Here is a 19,540-nt window from a genome sequence, read left to right as displayed (position 1 = left end):
ATGTAATATTAATGACATTTACTATTAAGGACCGCATGTTTTGGAGTCCTCGCATCCCGGACAGGAGTAAAATGTAATAAAAGTGACATTGAACTCTGTCATTTCAGCATCGATTGAAGTTGGATGATCAATCCGGCTGTCACGTTGATGAAATGGAAGCACCTTCCAGGAAAAGGACCGAGGGATGGTAACGGGGACGACCAAACGCAACGGAAAACTTTTGGCTCTGACTGCGCAGCTTTTATGCGGTGTCGCAGTCGCAGGAATTGCTGCCGCTCCGGCGCGCGCAGCCGATAGCTATGACATTCGCGTCATGACGCTCAATATCTGGAACAAGTTCAAACAGAACCCGGGATTGACAGCGGACTTTATGGCAGCCGCCAATTTCGACGTGCTCGGGATGCAGGAAGTCAACGGTAGTACTTATGTCACGCGCATACCGGATTTCCTTCAAACCGCGGGTCGCGGCACTTACGGTAATGTGCAGGTCGGCGATGTCGGTATCATCTCCCGTTTGCCGGGCAAATTCGGCACGATCAATCTGGGCGGAAATACGCAAGGTCGCTATGTCAGCTATACTCAGCTGGACGCCCAGGGCTCCCGTCCGCAGACACTCGTCGGTACGGTTCATCTCGATTATGCAGATGGATCGACCGGTCGCGTGAATGAAGCCAAAGCCCTCAACACGTGGGCAAAAGGAGCCATCCAGCCGATCATGGTCATGGGCGACTTCAATGCGGGGGATGTTTCCGAGCGCGGCCTTCATCACATCGATGCGCAGATCAGACTGATGCAGCAATCTGACGGCAACACCTTTTATCGCGATCTGACGCGGCAATATGTTCTCAACGCCGATCAGCAGACGATGCGTTCGGTCATTCAGGAAGCATATGTCGGACAGGACATCGACACCCTGTCGTGGAAGCAATGGGGCGACGCTCTTTCCGCCGCCTACAAGGCCGGGAAGAATGTCGGGCTGCAAGACGAAACCTATGCGGTAGCCAACAACACGCCGGTTACGATGAATGTGCTCAAGAAGCAGTACATGCTGCTCCAGACGGATGCGGTCCGCGAAGACTTCAAGCCGCATGATCTCAACGATGGCAGCACCACATGGCCGTCGGCAGGCGAGGACGCAACCAATACCTGGGCGAGCTGGGATCGTGCCAAGATTGATCATTTCCTCGTCTCGCGGCCATTCGGAAAATGGTATGAGATTGTGGATGATCCCAATGATCCCTACACGGGAGTGATCAAGGACGTAAAAGTCACCCGGCCGGGCCGCCAGCCGGAAGCAATCTCCGACCATGAACCCGTTGCGCATGATTTTCGATGGGTTGGCCCGCAGCTCCAGACTTACTCGGAAAATGAAACCAGCAAGACGCGTCTCGTTTGGGGCGCCAATGCTTACGGCTTCGCGGAAAAGAACAAGGAATTTGTTCTAACCCGAAACAATCAACGCAGAGATCTCTATCTGGGCCAGATTTCGGATGCCAATGGCAAACCGATTCTGACCGATCTGACGCTTGACGAAAAGAAGACATTGCTGAACTGCGACAGCACGGATGGGCGCTTCCAGCAGGCCATCAAGGACTATTGCATCGACGATCATTCCTTTATCGGCGAAACGGCTGTCACCGACGGCGGGACGATCCTCGTCAGCGAAGATGCGGCTCTTGGCAATGCCGATGCTCGCCTGCGTCTCATTGATGGCGGTCTGCGTATAACGGGCAGCGACATGAAAACGCTGGATCGTATCGTGTCCCTTGAGGGACTTGGATGGATCGACATCGCGGAGGCAGACAACCGCGTGACGCTGCTGCAGCAAGCCACCGGGGAGGGCGCGCTGCTCAAGCGCGGAGCCGGTACGCTCGTTCTGGGCCAGGCAAACAGCTATACGGGCGGAACCTTGGTGGAAGGCGGAGTGCTTCAGGCTGGCGTGGACGGGGCGTTCGTCGACAATACGGCCTTCTCGGTGAATGGTGGCAAGCTCGATCTCAACAGTTTCAGTGTGAGCATGTCGTCGCTGATGGGCGAGGGCGGGACATTGAGCCTTGGCTCGGCAGCTCTGACCGTAGACCAGTCCGCCAATACCCGTTTCGACGGCAATATTGATGGTACTGGCAGTCTCACGAAGTCCGGCACTGGTGTTCTGGTCCTGAATGGTGCCAACACCTATACAGGCGGCACGACTGTGAAAGAAGGTGGGCTGGTCATTGGCGATGCATCCCATTCAGGTGCATTCCTTGTCGGGACAGCCAGCGTTGAAAACGGCGCATATCTGGCTGGCGCAGGCTCAGTTGGAGGCCTTTATGCCGGCGCTGGCAGTATCATCGCACCGGGCAATTCTATCGGCACGCTGAAGGTCGATGGCAATCTGGCCTTTGATGCGGGAGCCACTTACGTTGCGGAAATTGATGCTTCCGGTAAAAGCGACCGCATCGATGTGAGCGGAACGGCGACGCTTGGTGGCGCGAAGGTCTATATAGAAAAAGCCGCCGGCACCTATATGCCCGGCAAGAGCTACACCATTTTAAGTGCTGAAGGCGGCATTCTGGGTACGTTTGGCGATTTGAGCCAGAACATGCCTTTCGTCGATCTTGGCCTGGCCTATGATCCCAACGCAGTCTACCTCAACATCGCACGCAACGACGTCGACTTCGCTGCTACGGCAAAGACAGGCAATCAGAAATCGGTGGCCGTGGCCGTCGAGGGTCTTGGTGCTGGTAATGCGGTCTACGATACGGTTGTCATGCAGGACAGTGAAGAGGATGCGCGTCGCGCATTCGACGCGCTTTCGGGGGAAATCCATGCTTCGACGCGAACTGCGATCATCAATGACAGCTCGATCATTCGCAATGCCGTCATGGAACGCGTTGACGCGGCGTTTGGCGGTAGTGGGCAGAGTGCTGCCTCATCATCCGTCGCAACAGACATGGTTTCATCGCAGGTTTCGGCACCGCGCGCCGCAATCTGGGGGCAGGCACTTGGCCAATGGAGTGAAACCGGGGCGGATGGAAATGCTGGCAAGCTGAAGCAATCAACCGGCGGCTTTGTTGCAGGCTATGACGCGGAAATCGTCGAGAATTGGAGGCTGGGCGCTCTCGCGGGCTATAGCCGCACCAGTTTCGATGTGAATGATCGCAACTCGTCTGGCCACAGTGACAACTATCATCTGGGAATCTACGGCGGCACCCAGTGGAGCGCGACCACGCTCAAGGGAGGTCTTGCCTATAGCTGGCACAAGATCGAAACTGATCGCCTTGTCGCTTTCCCGGGCTTTTCAGAAAGTCTTGATGCCGATTACAGCGCAGACACCTTTCAGGCATTCGGCGAACTCTCGCATCGTTTTGATGTGAACGGAACGGCGATTGAGCCATTTGCAAATGTTGCGGTGGTACGCCTGCAAACCGGGCGGTTCGATGAACATGGCGGGAATTCCGCGCTCCGGATTGGAAAAGAAACGACGACAACCACGTTTACCACAATTGGTCTTCGGGCTTCTGCCCCAGTCGTATTCGGCAGCATGAATGCAAGGCTTAGCGGTACGGCTGGCTGGCAGCACGCCTATGGCGATACCGTTCCGACGACAGCAGCCTCATTCGATACCGGAACGGTATTTGACGTGGCCGGTGCGCCAATTGCGAAGGAAACCGCGATTATCAAGGCTGGCTTTGATATTGATCTCGGCAATCAGACGACGCTGGGTCTTGAATATACAGGTCAGTATGGTGCGAGCTTCAATCAAAACGCGGGCAAGGCCCGGCTTAGCGTAAAGTTCTAAGTTTATTCAGCACTGTTTCTACCGCCAAGGACATTAACTTGGCGGTAGAAGCCTCTGGCCGTGTCCAATGGAGTTCGGCTTCATGCAACGAGCGCATGATCGGATAGAGGAAATGCAGCATAGATTGCGGCGGTTCAAAGCTCTGTCACATTGCTGAGAGGGGAGCCTATGCTGCCGTTGAAACCGCGATAGCGCTGGTGGCTGCGGGCGAGGTGCGCCTGCATCGCCTCGCGAGCGGCCTCCGCATTCCCGGCACTGATAGCTTCGCAGATTGCACGATGTTCAGTCACGCTATTGCGGATATAGTCGGGTGTAATCAACGAAGGATTGAGATCGCTAGAAAATGCTGGCTGGGGGAGGATCTTCAGGCTCATGACGCTGAAAAACTCGATAAAGGCCTGATTGTTGGTCGCCTCGGCAATCGAACGGTGAAAGATGTAATCCAACTCATCGAGCGCGGCCTCATCGTCCACGGACGCCTCGAATTTTTTGAGCGCTTCCCACATATTGGCCTCCTGCGCCCAGGAGCGCCGCTGCGCGGCCAATCCCGCAGCATGAACCTCAAAGGCCATGCGCAATTCCAGCAGATCCATGAAGGGCAGCGACAACCTTGCCAAAGGTTCAAGCGGCGAAACATCGTCGCCTGAAAAACGCAGCCTTTCGAAATCGCGGATGAAAACTCCGACGCCGTGCTTCACTTCCAGCAGGCCATCAGAGCGAAGTTCTGCAATGGCTTCACGGATGACCGTGCGGCTGACGCCAAGCGTCTCGCCAAGCTCCACCAGCGTAGGCAGCTTGTCCCCGGTTTTAAAATCCCCATCGCGAATGAAGGCCCTAAGATTATCAATCGTCCGTGCGGTAAGCGTCTTCAATGTCCGTCAGTTCCAGTTGGCCGATCAGGTTGTCTGTCATTGATACGATGGCCTGAACAGAATTACAAGATAATATCACTCATATAGAGATATTATCTTATCGGGTTAATATGCAGAATTGTGCCCCTGGGTGTAACCTCTCTTTCGCAGAATGGTATTACTAATTTTCGGCGATGAGGGTCATGGGGCGCAAATTTTCACCATGATTTTTTTGACGGATAATATGCGTATGGCACGGTCGAGTGCTGTTAGATTATTGGAAGTATTATGTTAAATGGCGATCTCGCCGCTGGCTTCGCATCATGTCGTTCCCAAAAATATCCATCTTGACAAGTGATAATATTTTAGCAAACCTATCATCATAACAAAGGGCCAAGTCATAATATCACTTGACGAAACTCTGAGGTTGTCGGTCGGAACGGCGCGTTGGCACCAAGTGCGAGGGCCCAATCCTCCAGCCTCATGGACCGGGTGATAGAACACGTGCTCTCAAATGGTCTTGAACGGACGTATGCGCCCGCCGGTCATATGTGCGTTCCGGCGAGAATAAGGGGAAACAGAATGGGACTGGTTTCAGCCAGACTGAAGGAACTGGGTCTTATCCTGCCTGAAGTGGGGGCGCCGAGTGGCGCCTATGTACCATACAGGCTGAGTGGTCATACGTTGTATATCTCTGGTCAGGTGCCGCGTGTCGATGGCGTTGACTGCTATCTGGGATTGGTTGGCAGCACCATGAATGTCGAGGAGGCTTACCAGGCAGCGCGCGTCTGTGCGCTCAATCTGCTGGCGCGGGCGGCGGCCGCCCTCGATGGCGATCTCGATCGCATTTCCGCCTGTCTGCAACTGCGGGGCTTTGTGAACGCCGTGCCTGATTTCAAGGATCATCCGGCAGTGATCGATGGTGCTTCCGATCTTCTGATCGCGGTGCTTGGGGAGAAGGGGCATCATGCCCGCACAGCCCTTGGCGCAGGTTCCCTGCCGCGCGGTTTTGCCGTCGAGGTGGACGCCATCTTTGAAGTCCAGCCTTGAGCGCCAACTTCCTTTTGCAAATATAGACGAAGCGAGAATGAGATGTCTGACAAAGCCATCACGATGAATGGGGTCAACAAATGGTATGGCCAGCTCCATGTTCTCAAGGATATCAATTTGGAGGTCGACCGCGGTGAGCATATCGTGCTGTGCGGTCCATCCGGATCGGGCAAGTCGACACTGATCCGCTGCATCAATTATCTGGAAGAAATCCAGGACGGTATCATCGATGTAAATGGCACCCGTCTGGGACATACTGGCGCCAATGTCGATCATATTCGCCGCGATGTCGGCATGGTATTCCAGCAGTTCAACTTGTTTCCGCACATGACAGTGCTGGAAAATTGCATGCTGGCGCCGCGCCGCGTGCACAAGAACTCGCTTCCCGAAGCCCGGGAAAAGGCGATGCATTTCCTGAAGCGCGTTCATATCGCCGAGCAGGCCGAAAAATACCCGGCGCAACTCTCCGGCGGTCAGCAGCAACGCGTCGCCATTGCGCGGGCACTCTGCATGGGTCCGAAGATCATGCTGTTCGATGAGCCGACTTCCGCGCTCGATCCTGAAATGGTCAAGGAAGTGCTGGACACAATGATCAGTCTCGCTGACGACGGTATCACCATGATCTGTGTGACCCATGAGATGGGCTTTGCCCGCGCGGTCGCTCATCGCGTCATCTTCATGGATCGCGGCGAGATCATCGAAAGCGCGCCGCCAGCCGAATTCTTCGGCAATCCGAGACACGAGCGCGCCAAGGCGTTTCTAGGCCAGATTCTGAACCACTAAAAAACAAAGGGGAACCGGCCGCGAGCGGGAGAATAATTTGATGCAATACACATTCGACATGGGACCGGTCCTGGCAGCCTGGCCCGCGCTCCTCAACGGTGCGATCCAGACGCTGAAGATTTCATCCATTTCCATGGTCCTCGGCCTCGCGCTGGGCATCGTCTTCATGCTGATGCGGATGAGTTCGGTGCGGGTGATTTCGCTCACGGCCTTCGGCTATATCGAACTGATCCGCAACACACCGTTTCTGGTGCAATTATTCTTCATCTTCTTCGGCATGCCTTCGCTGGGCGTGACCCTTTCCGCTGAACAGGCGGCCATTCTCGCCATGACGCTCAATTGCGCGGCATATGCGGCAGAAATCGTGCGCGGCGGCGTGGAATCGATCAAGGCGGGCCAAATCGAAGCTGGCAAGGCGCTCGGGCTTCATACCTTCGACATCTACCGGTTCATCATCTTCCGCCCGGCCATACGCGCTGTATATCCCGCGCTTTGCAGCCAGTTCATCCTCATGATGCTCAATTCAAGCCTTGTCGCGTCGATCTCCGCGGAAGAACTGACCTATGTCGGACAGATGATAGATTCGGAAACCTTCCGCAGCTTTGAAATCTATTTCGTGCTCGGCGTCATCTACCTGGCCTTGTCGCAATTCTTCTCGATCGTTCTGCAAATCATCGGCAGGACCTATTTTTCCTACCCGTCGAAGTGAGGTCCCAAGATGATCCGCAGTTTTGGTTTCTCCGAATTTCTCTTCATTCTCGACGGCGCTAAATGGACCGTCATTCTCTCCCTCCTTGCCTTCACTTTCGGGGGGATGGGCGGGCTGGTCGTAGCACTGGGACGCACATCCGCGAAAAGATGGCTGCGCTATCTGATGGCGACCTATATCCAGATTTTCCAGGGTACACCGCTGCTGATCCAGCTGTTCTTCGTTTATTTCGGCCTGCCCATCCTGGGTATCCGCGTCGACATCTGGGTGGCGCTGATCATTGGCCTGTCGCTGCATGCCAGTGCTTTTCTGGGAGAGATCTGGCGCGGCAGCATCCAGGCTGTTTCCACCGGACAGGACGAGGCTGCCCGTGCGCTCGGTATCGGTTATTTCCATCGCATGAAGGATGTCGTGCTGCCGCAAGCCTTTCGCATTGGCCTTCCGGCGACGATCGGCTTTCTGGTCAATCTGATCAAGGGAACGGCGCTGGCAGCACTGCTCGGACTGACTGAACTCACCCGTTCAGGACAGTTGATGGCCAACATCACTTTTGAGCCGATGAAGGTCTACGGCACCGTGGGGCTCATCTATTTCATCATCTGTGTGCCACTCACTTACTACAGCGCCCGGATCGAAAAGCGGCTGAACGCCACACGCTAGTCAACGATAAAACAAACCAGAGGTAAGAACATGATCAACGCAGTTTTCAAGAGTTCCGCGATCGCACTCAGCCTTGCAACCAGCCTCGTCGCATCGGCCTTGTCCATTGGTGTGGCTGAAGCGGCAAGCCCGGAGGAAATCAAGGCCAAGGGCGTGGCCGTCATCGGCGTGCAGATGGATCAGTTTCCATGGGGCTTCATCGATGAGAACGGCAAGAATGGTGGCTTTGACATCGATGTGGCCAATCTTATTGCCGAGGAACTGGGAGTGGAGGTCAAGTTCGAGCGCGTGACAGGACAGAACCGCATTCCGCTGCTGACCAACGGCATGGTCGATTTTCTGGTGCCCTCGATGACGATCACGCCCGAGCGCGCAAAGGTTATCCAGTTCGTGCTTCCCTATTCGGCCAATGACATCACGGTCTGGGGGAAGAAGGACGCCGAAATCAACAGCAACGAGGATCTCGCCAAATACACGATCGGCGTCAATCGCGGCAGCGCTTTCGAGCCGATCCTCAAGAAGGCAGCCCCTGCGGGAACAAAAATCAAGGGCTTTGACGACGACGCCGCCACCGTGCAGGCGCTTCTGTCGGGCCAGGTTGATGCGATCCTCGGAAGTCTCACCTACGGCCTTGTGATCGAGAGCACAGGTAATGGTGACAAATATGTTCGCAAATACAAGGCAGCGGACAATATCCAGGCCATGGCAGTGCGCAAGGGCGATCAGGCCATGCTCGATTTTCTCAATGATTTCGTGACGCGCCACAATGCAGATGGTTCGCTGGATACGCTTTATAAGAAGTGGATCGGCGTCGACCGTCCGAAGCTGCCAACCACGCTTGAAGGGGTGGATTTCATCGGCAAGCAATAACGCCAGCACATAAGGTTCCCCGGTGCGGGTGAAACGCACCGGAACATCCAAAGTCTCCAGTATCCAATGACATGAACCCGCAAGGCCTTTTGCGGGAACCGGTAAACACGTGCCTGAACCAAGCCGTGACAGCACGCAACGTACTCGTCCCTTTCCGGGATATCTTTCTGGGAGTTAAGCAGAAAATGACGATAGATGGCAAACTGATCAGGGTGGGTGTCGATATCGGCGGAACCTTCACCGACGTGGCAATGGAAGTGGGTTCCACCCTCCATTCAACCAAGGTGCTGACGGATTATGCATTTCCCGAAAATGCCATCATCAAAGGCATTCGGGAAGTGGCTGAAAATGCTGGAGTGAAGCTTGATCAGATCGACACTGTCATTCACGGAACGACGCTTGCCACCAATGCACTGATTGAGCGACGCGGTGCGAAAACCGCACTCGTGACAACCAGGGGCTTTCGCGATGTGATTGAAATGCGCACGGAAAGCCGTTTCGAGCAATATGATCTCGATATCGTGCTGCCCGCGCCGCTTGTTGCGCGTAACGACCGGCTGGTTGTTAACGAACGCATCGGCGCCCGTGGCGAGGTTTTGAAGCCGCTCGATGAAAAGGAAGTCGATGCGCTTTGCGACCGCATCATCGCGGAAGGCTACGAAAGTGTGGCCGTCGGTTTCATCCATTCCTATCTCAATGGTGAGCATGAGCGCCGTTTCCGCGAGCGTCTTCTCGCCAGAAAGCCCGGTCTTTCCGTATCGATTTCCTCCGAAGTCTCGCCGCAGATGCGCGAATTCCAGCGTTTCAACACTGTCTGCGCCAATGCCTACGTCAAGCCGCTGATGGCATCTTACCTCAACCGGCTTGTCGGACGTCTTCGCGAAGAGGGCCTTGTTGCGCCTGTCTTCATGATTCATTCGGGCGGCGGTATCATCAGCATTGAAAGCGCCATCGAATTTCCTGTTCGCCTGCTCGAATCCGGCCCCGCCGGTGGCGCGATCTTCGCGGCCCACATTGCCGCCAATCACAAGCTCGATCAGGTCGTCTCCTATGATATGGGCGGCACGACCGCAAAAATCTGCCTCATCGAGCAGCAGATGCCCAAAACCTCCAAAACCTTTGAAGTGGCGCGTACCTATCGCTTCAAGAAGGGAAGCGGCATGCCGATCTCCATTCCAGTGATCGAAATGGTGGAGATCGGTGCGGGCGGCGGCTCGATTGCAACCGTCGATTCCATGCGCCAGATCCGCGTCGGACCGCACAGCGCGGGATCGGAACCCGGCCCTGCCTGCTATGATCGCGGCGGCACCCATCCAACCGTTACCGACGCCGATGTCATTCTGGGCCGCCTCGACCCCGATACATTTGCGGGCGGCACGATGCAACTCTCACGCTCTGCGTCGGAAAAAGCCATGGATGCCGATATCGGCTCCAAGCTTGGTTCCGACATTGCCACTTCCGCCTATGGTCTGAGCGAAGTGGTAGATGAAAACATGAGCAATGCCGCACGCATGCATGCGGTTGAAAACGGCAAGGAACTGTCGGAATTCACCATGATCGCCTTCGGCGGTGCCGCTCCAGTTCACGCAGCGCGCCTGTGTGAAAAACTCGGCGTGACCGATCTTCTCATTCCCCCCGGAGCCGGTGTTGGTTCGGCCATCGGTTTCCTGCGTGCGCCCTTCGGCTTTGAATCGGTACGCAGTGCATACAGCCGCCTGAGCCGCTTTGAAGGCAAAGCCATCAATGCGGTCATCAAGGAACTGGTGGAGGAAGCAACCTCCTTCGTTCGATCAGGCGCGCCTGACGCAGACCCGACGCTCGAATGCACCGCTTACATGCGCTATGCCGGACAAGGCTGGGAAGTGCCGGTTACGATTGAAGTCCGCGATTACAGCGATGCGGACGCGGTGCTGTTCCGCACGCTTTTTGACGAATGCTACGAGCGGTTCTTCGGCCGCGTGATCGATGATCTCGATGTCGAGATCGTCAGCTGGTCCTTGCGCGCAAGCGCAGACGCCGCTGCCCCGACCCCCGCAAAGCCGGTCCAGAAACAGGAGCAGGCCGCCATATCCGCCACGCGTCAGGTGTTCGACGTTCTCGAAGAACGCTTCCTGGAAGCTTCGATCGTCGAGCGCGAAGCCATGAAGCCGGGCGAGTGGATTGCCGGTCCCGCCATCATCACGGAACGCGAAACCTCGACCGTTGTGACCTCCAGCCGCGAAGCGATCATGCAGGCCGATGGATGCCTGCTGCTACGCGCCAAGGCTGCCTAGAGCGGTTCCTGTTCTGACAGAATCCCCGGAACCGCTCTAACTATTTGTTTTATCGCATTATCCAACGCAAAACCGTTTCACGCTTTTGCTGGAAATGCTCCAAGGAGCCGTCTCACATGACAAAGAAACCCATTTCCGATGTTCATATGCAGATCATGTGGAACCGCCTGATTTCCGTTGTCGAGGAACAGGCCGTCACTCTGATCCGTACCGCCTTCAGCACCAGCGTGCGTGAATCCGGCGACCTTTCTGCAGGTGTCTTCAACCGCGCAGGCCTCATGATCGCGCAGGCTGTGACCGGTACGCCCGGCCACGTCAATGCCATGGCGGAAGCGGTCGGCCACTTCATCAACGACATAGGTCGCGAAAACATCTACGAGGGCGATGTCTATATCACCAACGACCCATGGAAAGGCACGGGCCACCTGCATGACTTCACGGTCGTGTCGCCGAGCTTCCGCAAGGGTGAGTTGACTGGCTTCTTTGCCTGTACGGCCCATGTGGTCGATGTTGGCGGACGCGGCTTCGGCCCGGATGCGAACGAAGTTTATGAAGAAGGCATTTTCGTGCCGATCATGAAATTTGCCGAGCGCGGTGTGGTCAACAAGGACCTCGTCAATATACTGCGAAACAATGTGCGCGAAAGCCATCAGGTCGTCGGCGACGTCTATTCGCTCGCAGCCTGCAATGAAATCGGTCATCGCCGCCTGATGGACATGATGGATGAATTCCAGCTCGATGATCTGGAAGGCCTGGCCGATTTCATCTTCAAGCGCAGCTATGATGCGACGCTTGAACGCCTGGCCAGCCTGCCGCACGGCACCTACTCCAACGTGATGCGCGTGGACGGTTACGGCGATCCAATCGACATTGCCGTGCGGATAGACGTGCATGCCGATCATATCCTTGCGGATTTCGCCGGTACATCGGCACCGAGCCCCAAGGGCATCAACTGTCCGTTGATCTATTCTGCCGCCTATGCCTGCTATGGCCTGAAATGCTCGCTCGCCCCGGAAATTCCCAACAACCATGCCTCATTGCTGCCGTTCAAGGTGACTGCGCCGAAAGACTGCATCCTGAATGCGCAGCGTCCGGCTCCCGTTTCAGTGCGCCACGTGTTGGGCCATCTGGTGCCCGATGCAGTGCTCGGTGCCGTCCACAAGATGCTGCCGGGAAAAGTGCCCGCCGAAGGTTCCGGCGCGCTTTGGAACCTGCATGTCAGCGCACGCCCGCTCACCGGCAAGGATGCGCCGAGGGACGGAGGCCACCGTGCGGAAGTGCTGTTGTTCAACAGCGGGGGCACCGGCGCGCGGTCGCATCTGGACGGGTTGAACGCCACGGCCTTTCCAAGCGGCGTGCATTCGATGTCGATTGAAGCAACCGAGCATGTCGGGCCGGTCATTTTCTGGCGCAAGGAACTGCGCGATGGTTCGGGTGGTGCCGGTCAGTTCCGCGGTGGCCTTGGTCAGGTGGTGGAAATCGCTCCAACCGAAGGACACGAGATTTACTTCAACGCAATGTTCGACCGCATCAAGCACCCACCGCGCGGCCGCGAAGGGGGAGAGAACGGAGCCGCCGGGGCGGTCCTTCTCGACGATGGCACGGTGTTGAACGCCAAGGGACGCCAGCATGTACCTGCCGGTCGCACGCTCATCCTTCAACTGCCCGGAGGTGGCGGTTATGGCTCCCACGACAAGCGTGATGCGGAAGCCGTCAAACGCGACCGGGATTTTGATTATGTGGTGAATGGATAGTCCTGAACGTCATCGGAAGCCGCCCCATGAGGGCGGCTTCTTTCATCTGACCAATAAAAGAGTATTCCCATGCAGTATGAAAATCGCCGATCATCGGGCATCAAGGCGTCTCCCAGCATGGCCGTCTCCATGGCCGCCAGGAAACTGCGCGCCGAGGGCCGGGACATTGTGGATCTTTCTCTAGGGGAACCTGATTTTGAACCGCCCACCCACGTTCTGGATGCCGCCCATGCGGCGGTGAAAGCCGGCGGCGTGCGTTATGGTGCGGCCGCTGGCACGGAATCGCTTCGCAAGGCCATCATTGTCAAGTTCAGTCGCGACAACCAGCTTGAATTCAGCATCGATGAACTGACCGTGGCCAACGGTGCCAAGCAGATATTGTTCGACACGTTTCTGGCAACGCTGGAAGAAGGGGATGAAGTGATCATCCCCACGCCATGCTGGGTATCCTATGCTGATATTGTCGCGTTGCATGGCGGCAAGCCGGTCTTCGTGCCTTGCGGACCGGAAACTGGTTTCAAACTGACCGCGAGCCGGCTTGCAGCGGCAATCACGCCCAAATCCCGCTGGCTGATGCTCAATTCCCCATCCAATCCGACAGGCGCCATTTATAGCGAAGATGAATATGCGCAACTGGCCCATATTCTCGAAAAGCACGAGCGCATTCTCATTCTCTCCGATGAAATCTATGAGCATGTCCTGTTAAGCGAGGTGCCTTTCATCTCTTTCGGGACCGCATGTCCGCAGCTTCGCGAACGCACTCTCATTGTCAACGGTGTCTCCAAAACCTATGCCATGACGGGCTGGCGCGTCGGCTATGCCGCAGGACCCAAAGCACTTGTTGCCGCGATCAACAAGATGCAATCGCAAAGCGTGACCTCCGTATGCTCTATCGCGCAGGCGGCGGCACAGGCAGCCCTTGACGGTGATCAGGCCTTTGTTGCGCAGGCCGCAGAAATCTTCAGCCGCCGCGCCGATCTGGTGGCCGGCCATCTGGCGCAAATTACGGATATCGATTTCCTCAAGCCCGACGGCGCCTTTTATGCTTTCATCGGCGTCGAAAAGCTTTTCGGCCGCAAAACCGGTGCGGGCAATGTTCTTCAAACCGATACGGACGTAGCGAAATATCTGCTTGAGGAATTTGGCGTTTCCAGTGTGCCCGGTATTGCCTTTGGAGCCCCGGGCTTCATCCGCCTGTCGATTGCGGCTTCGGAAGAAGAACTGGTCAAAGCCTGCACGCGTCTCAGGGAAATGGTCGCTTCCCTGATGTGAGGCATCAAAAAAGCCGCAGCCAAGAGCTGCGGCTTCTGTCTTCAAGTCAAGGTTTCAGGCGGCCTGCTTGCGGGCATGATTGCCGATCAGAGCTTCAAGCATGCCTTCTTCTTCCCTGGTCAGATCGGAAAGAGGGGCACGAACCGGACCGGCAGCAAAGCCCTGCAGGCGAACGCCGGCTTTGACTGCGGCAACAGCATAGCCCTTACGACGGCTGCGGATCGCCATAAACGGGTAGAAGAACTCATTGAGGATGCGCTCGCAGCTTGCGCGTTCGCCTGCTCGCAATGCCTTGTAGAATTCCACCGCCAGGCCCGGAACAAAGTTGAAAACCGCCGAGGAATACGTGGTGAAGCCCGCGCCAAGATAAGCTTCGGCGAAGAGTTCCGCCGTTGGCATGCCGCCGAGATAGGTCAGCCGGTCGCCCATCTTTGCGGTAATCTGGCGAACCAGACCGATGTCGCCGACGCCATCCTTGAAACCGACGAGGTTAGGGCAGGCATCGCAAAGGCGGGCCAGCGTGTCAGCCTGAAGAACCGAATTGTCACGGTTATAGACCATGACGCCGATACCGATTGACTGACAGACGCGCTTGACATGCTCATAGAGCCCTTCCTGCGGGGCATCGATCAGATAATGGGGCAGAAGCAGGATTCCGTCGGCACCGGCTTTTTCTGCTGATTTCGCAATCTCGATGGCTACCTCGGTGCCATAGCCGCAACCAGAAACGATGGCCGTATTGCTGCCGCCCGCAGCCTCTTTGGCGGCTGAGACGATTGCCGGAATTTCGTCGGGTCGCAAGGAGAAAAACTCACCCGTACCTCCTGCTGCGAACAGCACGGGCGCGTCGAAACCCGAAAGCCATTCGACATGCGCCTTATAGCTTTCAGGCGCAAAATTCCCTTCCACATCAAAATGCGTGACCGGAAACGAGAGCAGGCCAGCGCCCAGTTTCTGTTTGATTAGTTGCGGTTCCATGTGTCGATCCCTTCTGGAAAACTACACATAGGACCTACCCGATTCAGATGATAAGTGTCAACAACTTATATTATAAGTTATGGCGCTCTCTGCAGAATGGCCCGATAGCGGGTCTGGCTGCCCTTCAAATGCCGGCGCATGGCATCACGCGCACCGTTCTCGTCACCGTTGAATATGGCCTCTATGATCTGCGCGTGTTCCCTATGCAAATGGGCGATATAATCACCGGGACTGGTGTCTGCACCCGACTGAAGTGCTGCACGGGGAATGACGCCACTGCCGATCATTGCCAGAAACTCGCGGAAGCGCGGATTGTTGGCGGCATCTGCAATGGCAAGATGCAGGGCAAAATCTGCCTCGCTCGTGGATTGACCGGATTCGAGGCAGGCCAGAACCTGCCTGTGACAATTGATGATGGCTTCTTCCTGTTGCGGCGAACGACGCAAGGCGGCAAGTCCCGCAGCCTCGACTTCCACTCCGGTGCGTAGTTCCAGGAGTTCTATGACGGAAGAAACGCGCTCATAGTCAAGGTTTTGGAAGGGAACTGTTTCAGGCGGCTGCGGCTCGAGCACAAAGACACCCGCACCTTGCCTTGCTTCCACCAGCCGGTCGGCCCGCAAGGCTGCGATTGCTTCGCGAATGACCGTGCGACTGACGCCAAAGGATTCAGTAAGCCGTGCTTCGCTCGGCAACTTCGTCCCGGGCGTTATTTCGCCCGACTGTATGGATCGCCGCAGCTGTTCACTCACTTTGGCGACAAGATTTCCAGTTGAACGGGATGTGTCCTTGTCTTTGTTCGTCACCGCAAACTTTCCTTGGTTGTGCTTCAATCGTGTAGCAATTCTGATTATGCAGAACAAGACTGCATATGAAAGTCGTATGACGTATTGACCGCCATCTTCAAATACATATTATGGTTTCATTAACTCATCAGAAATGGAAATGACAATGATTTTCAAGCCGCACGGATGCCATCTGATCGCCGGTGAATGGGTGGCGGGGGAGGCGACATTCGCCTCGACACCTGCGACGGGTTCATCGCATGAATTTGCGGTCGGCACGCCTGCTCTTGTGGCGCGCGCCTGCGAAGCGGCGGAAGATGCTTTCTGGACTTATGGTTACACAAGCCGCGAAGAGCGCGCTCAGTTCCTTGAGGCCATCGCCGACGAAATCGAAGCGCGCGCTGCCGCCATCACGGAAATCGGCACGCAGGAAACCGGCCTGCCGGCGGGCCGACTTGAAGGCGAGCGTGGGCGCACCACCGGCCAGCTCCGCCTTTTTGCCACCCATATCCGCAAGGGTGACTATCTGGATCGCCGCGTTGACGAGGCCCTGCCGGACCGAAAGCCAGCGCCACGCCCGGAAATCCGGCTGATGCAGCGTCCGATTGGCCCGGTTGCCGTTTTCGGCGCATCCAATTTTCCCCTCGCTTTCTCTACCGCCGGCGGTGACACGGCAGCCGCCCTTGCCGCAGGCTGCCCGGTCGTCGTGAAAGGCCACTCCGCCCATCCCGGGACCGGCGAGATCGTCGCCGAGGCCATTCATGCCGCCCTCATCAAGACCGGCATGCCCAAGGGCGTGTTCAGTCTCATTCAGGGTGGTGACCGCAAGGTCGGTGAAGCGCTGGTCACGCATCCGCTGATCAAGGCTGTCGGCTTTACCGGCTCGCTTGGCGGTGGCCGCGCTCTGTTCAATCTTTGCGCACAGCGCCCGGAACCGATTCCTTTCTTCGGCGAGCTTGGCTCGGTCAATCCGATGTTCCTGCTGCCGGAAGCCATGAAGACCCGCGCGCCGTCGCTGGGCGAAGGCTGGGCCGCGTCCTTGACCATGGGTGCCGGTCAGTTCTGCACCAATCCGGGCATCGCCGTGGTTATCGACGGATCGGACGCCGACAGCTTTGTGCAATCCACCCGCAGCGCTTTGGAAAAGGTCGCGCCGCAGGTCATGCTGACCGATGGCATTGCCAAGGCTTATCAGGATGGCAAAGCGCATTTCGACAGCCGCAACTCCGTCAAGCCTGTGCTGACGACGGAAAGCAAGGGCCGCGAAGCCTCGCCCAATCTCTATGAGACGACGGGGGACGCCTTCCTCGGCGATCACACCATCGGCGAGGAAGTGTTCGGCCCGCTCGGCGTTGTGGTCCGCGTCAAGTCGGTCGACGACATGGTGCATCTGGCCAAGGGTTTTGAAGGCCAGCTGACGGCAACCTTGCATATGGACAAGGACGATGCCGCTTCAGCCCGCAAGCTTCTGCCGGTTCTGGAACGCAAGGCCGGACGCGTTCTGGCCAACGGTTTCCCGACCGGTGTGGAAGTGGTCGATTCGATGGTGCATGGCGGGCCTTATCCGGCCAGCACGAATTTCGGCGCAACCAGCGTTGGAACCATGTCCATCCGCCGCTTTCTGCGCCCCGTCAGTTATCAGAACATTCCGGCTGATGTGCTGCCGGCAGATTTCGAGTGAAGCTTCCTTATCATTGTTGAAACCACATGCATCAGGCCGTATCGGCCTGATGCTTCCTCTTGTGGAATTATTCGCGGCCGGAACCGAGGGCATGTATGGAAAGAATATCGAACTTCGTTTCGCATCGATCCGGTTTCCAACGCTCTTCAGCCGATGGCTGGCGAGATTTTCAGTGCTCGAAGCGCATTGAGAATGACAGCGACATCGATCACCTCCTGTAGCAACGCACCCTGAACGGGTGACAGATAGCCGAACGCTGCTGCAATCATGGCGATCACTGAAAGGCCGATGCCTGCCACAACGCTTTCGACGGCGATGCGCCTTGATCGCTTCGCGATCTCTATGCCGGTCCGCAGCCTGCCTATTCTGTCGACGAGAAGAACGATGTCGGCGGCTTCGGCAGAGGCAGCCGCTCCCCTTGCACCCATCGCAACGCCGACATCCGCCGCGGCGAGCGCAGGTGCGTCGTTCACGCCGTCGCCGACCATCATCACGGGGCCATACTTGCGCTCGCTGAGAACGGTCAGCACCTTTTGATCGGGTGAAAGTTCGCAGTAGATGGCATCGAGCCCCAAACCCTTGGTGACGCGTCTGGCCACCGCAGCGCGATCGCCCGTCGCCAGCACAATGCGCCTCACACCATCCTTGCGTAAACCTTTTAGCGTAGAGGCCACATCGCCGCGCAAAGGGTCGGCCATGACTATATAGCCCGCAACAGCGCCGTCTATTGCGACTGCCACCAGCGCTGCTCCCGCTTCAGTGCCGGGAATTTCGACCAGCTTTGCGCCGGCTTGTCTTGCAACGAAGCTGTGCCCGCCGACGATGACACTTCTGCCATCGACCCGGCCAGCCACGCCGTCCCCCGCCAGTTCGCTAACGTCGGTCGGCAATACAAGATCTATACCGCGTTCCTGAGCGGCCAGTACAAGCGCCTGTGCCATCGGGTGTTTCGACACCTGGTCAAGGGAAGCAGCGAGCCGCAATATCTCGTCTTCACCGAATCCCGGCTCAAGGTGGATCGAGGTGATTTGCGGACGGCCATCAGTCAGCGTTCCGGTCTTGTCCAGCACCAGCGTAACGATGCGAGCCATATTCTCCAGCGGACCAGCACCCTTCACCAGCACCCCGAAATGAGCGGAACGCGATAGCCCGGCAACAAGCGCGACGGGCACCGCCAGAATGAGCGGGCATGGGGTGGCAACGACGAGAACGGCGACCGACCTTATCGGATCGCCCGTGAACCACCACGCTGCGAAGGCGATTACGATGGTTACGATCAGAAAACCGATAGACCACTGATCCGCCAGTCTCGACATCGGGGCTTTGGAAGCCTGTGCCTCTTCCACGAGGCGCACGATGCCCGCATAGGTGCTGTCCTTCGCTTCGTGTCTGGCAACGATATCGAAGGCATCGCCGGCATTGACCGATCCGCTCAGCACATCGGCCCCCTGGGCTAGCGAGATCGGAAGTGCTTCTCCCGTCAGTGCCGAGGTGTTTACGAAGGCCCTGTTGGAAGCGATACGCCCGTCGACGGGGATAACATCTCCCTGACGGATCAGGAGCCGGTCGCCCGGACGAACCGTGTCAACGGCAACATCCTCGAGACGATCATCAATATAACGCATTGTGGTTCGGGGCGCGCGGGACAGCAAGGCATGCATCTCACGGCGTGCCCGCCCTTCGGCAAAGCTCTCAAGGAAAGCTCCGCCGGTATACATGAGCGCGACAATCGAGGCCGCCAGCATTTCCCCAAATGCCAGAGCGGCCGACATGGACATCGCCGCGACGATATCCAGCCCGAACTCCCCTCGCCATAAACTCCTGAGAATTTCGGCGAGCAAAGTCGCCAGTACAGGCAGGGTGGCGATAGCCCAGATCAGCCGTGCACCGTAGGAGTAACCCGAAAAGTAAAAGCCCAGCCCGAGCACAAGTCCGCAGACGGCAAAGACCAGAAGGATTGTCTTCGATCGATCTTTCCCTGAAAACCGCATCTCCAAAGTCTCCCCAAGGACAGAAGGACCGATTGTAAAGCATTTTGGCGGTCTTGACGCTGACTATGATCAATCCTGTTCTTACACTCGCTGAAGCTTGGC

14 protein-coding genes are annotated in these 19,540 nt (G+C 56.9%); 10 read left to right on the top strand and 4 right to left on the bottom strand.

The genetic code is table 11. From position 1 onward, the window contains the following. Positions 1-184: 184 nt before the first annotated feature. The gene (locus ACOWVS_RS11990; protein ID WP_075041750.1) at positions 185-3,784 is read left to right on the top strand and encodes an autotransporter domain-containing protein; all 3,600 of its coding nucleotides are present in this window, start codon (positions 185-187) and stop codon (positions 3,782-3,784) included. Between the two features lie 134 nt (positions 3,785-3,918). Here ACOWVS_RS11990 and ACOWVS_RS11985 read toward each other — a convergent pair whose 3' ends face one another. Then, positions 3,919-4,656, bottom strand: a complete 738-nt coding sequence (locus ACOWVS_RS11985) for a FadR/GntR family transcriptional regulator (protein ID WP_006469600.1) — start codon at positions 4,654-4,656, stop codon at positions 3,919-3,921. 561 nt (positions 4,657-5,217) lie between these two features. On the opposite strand from ACOWVS_RS11985, the gene ACOWVS_RS11980 reads away from it, so the two are divergent. The 8 genes from ACOWVS_RS11980 to ACOWVS_RS11945 all read left to right on the top strand — a co-directional run bounded on the left by ACOWVS_RS11980 (position 5,218) and on the right by ACOWVS_RS11945 (position 14,006). Further along, positions 5,218-5,685, top strand: coding sequence for a RidA family protein (locus ACOWVS_RS11980; RefSeq protein ID WP_039853397.1), 468 nt, complete (start codon positions 5,218-5,220; stop codon positions 5,683-5,685). A 42-nt stretch (positions 5,686-5,727) separates the two neighbouring features. After that, complete coding sequence (locus ACOWVS_RS11975) at positions 5,728-6,468, top strand: amino acid ABC transporter ATP-binding protein (protein ID WP_006469603.1); 741 nt, start codon at positions 5,728-5,730, stop codon at positions 6,466-6,468. Between the two features lie 40 nt (positions 6,469-6,508). Beyond that, on the top strand, positions 6,509-7,177 hold the full coding sequence (locus ACOWVS_RS11970) for an amino acid ABC transporter permease (RefSeq protein ID WP_006470770.1): 669 nt from the start codon (positions 6,509-6,511) through the stop codon (positions 7,175-7,177). 9 nt (positions 7,178-7,186) lie between these two features. After that, on the top strand, positions 7,187-7,837 hold the full coding sequence (locus tag ACOWVS_RS11965; protein ID WP_006469605.1) for an amino acid ABC transporter permease: 651 nt from the start codon (positions 7,187-7,189) through the stop codon (positions 7,835-7,837). A gap of 30 nt (positions 7,838-7,867) precedes the next feature. Beyond that, positions 7,868-8,707, top strand: coding sequence for a transporter substrate-binding domain-containing protein (locus ACOWVS_RS11960; RefSeq protein ID WP_075041749.1), 840 nt, complete (start codon positions 7,868-7,870; stop codon positions 8,705-8,707). A 185-nt stretch (positions 8,708-8,892) separates the two neighbouring features. Continuing rightward, a complete protein-coding gene (locus tag ACOWVS_RS11955) occupies positions 8,893-10,980 on the top strand; it encodes a hydantoinase/oxoprolinase family protein (RefSeq protein WP_006470768.1) in 2,088 nt (695 codons plus the stop codon). A 116-nt stretch (positions 10,981-11,096) separates the two neighbouring features. Continuing rightward, a complete protein-coding gene (locus ACOWVS_RS11950) occupies positions 11,097-12,734 on the top strand; it encodes a hydantoinase B/oxoprolinase family protein (protein ID WP_006470767.1) in 1,638 nt (545 codons plus the stop codon). A gap of 69 nt (positions 12,735-12,803) precedes the next feature. Continuing rightward, positions 12,804-14,006: a pyridoxal phosphate-dependent aminotransferase gene (locus ACOWVS_RS11945; protein ID WP_006469607.1), complete on the top strand. Its 1,203-nt coding sequence runs from the start codon at positions 12,804-12,806 to the stop codon at positions 14,004-14,006. 54 nt (positions 14,007-14,060) lie between these two features. On the opposite strand, the gene kdgD is transcribed toward ACOWVS_RS11945, so the two are convergent. Then, positions 14,061-14,984: a 5-dehydro-4-deoxyglucarate dehydratase gene (kdgD, locus tag ACOWVS_RS11940; protein ID WP_006469608.1), complete on the bottom strand. Its 924-nt coding sequence runs from the start codon at positions 14,982-14,984 to the stop codon at positions 14,061-14,063. A gap of 77 nt (positions 14,985-15,061) precedes the next feature. Continuing rightward, the gene (locus tag ACOWVS_RS11935) at positions 15,062-15,787 is read right to left on the bottom strand and encodes a FadR/GntR family transcriptional regulator (protein ID WP_006470766.1); all 726 of its coding nucleotides are present in this window, start codon (positions 15,785-15,787) and stop codon (positions 15,062-15,064) included. A 145-nt stretch (positions 15,788-15,932) separates the two neighbouring features. On the opposite strand from ACOWVS_RS11935, the gene ACOWVS_RS11930 reads away from it, so the two are divergent. Then, entirely contained in the window at positions 15,933-17,447 is a 1,515-nt protein-coding gene (locus tag ACOWVS_RS11930) for an aldehyde dehydrogenase (NADP(+)) (protein WP_006470765.1), read from the top strand. A 146-nt stretch (positions 17,448-17,593) separates the two neighbouring features. On the opposite strand, the gene ACOWVS_RS11925 is transcribed toward ACOWVS_RS11930, so the two are convergent. After that, positions 17,594-19,438: a heavy metal translocating P-type ATPase gene (locus ACOWVS_RS11925; RefSeq protein WP_006470764.1), complete on the bottom strand. Its 1,845-nt coding sequence runs from the start codon at positions 19,436-19,438 to the stop codon at positions 17,594-17,596. Between the last annotated feature and the right edge of the window lie 102 nt (positions 19,439-19,540).

The sequence above is a fragment of the Brucella sp. IR068 genome, from assembly GCF_049065885.1.
In the GTDB taxonomy this organism is placed as follows: Bacteria; Pseudomonadota; Alphaproteobacteria; order Rhizobiales; family Rhizobiaceae; genus Brucella; species Brucella intermedia.
The sequence above is the reverse complement of the archived record's forward strand: the minus strand, read 5'-3'. Positions and strand labels throughout refer to the sequence as shown.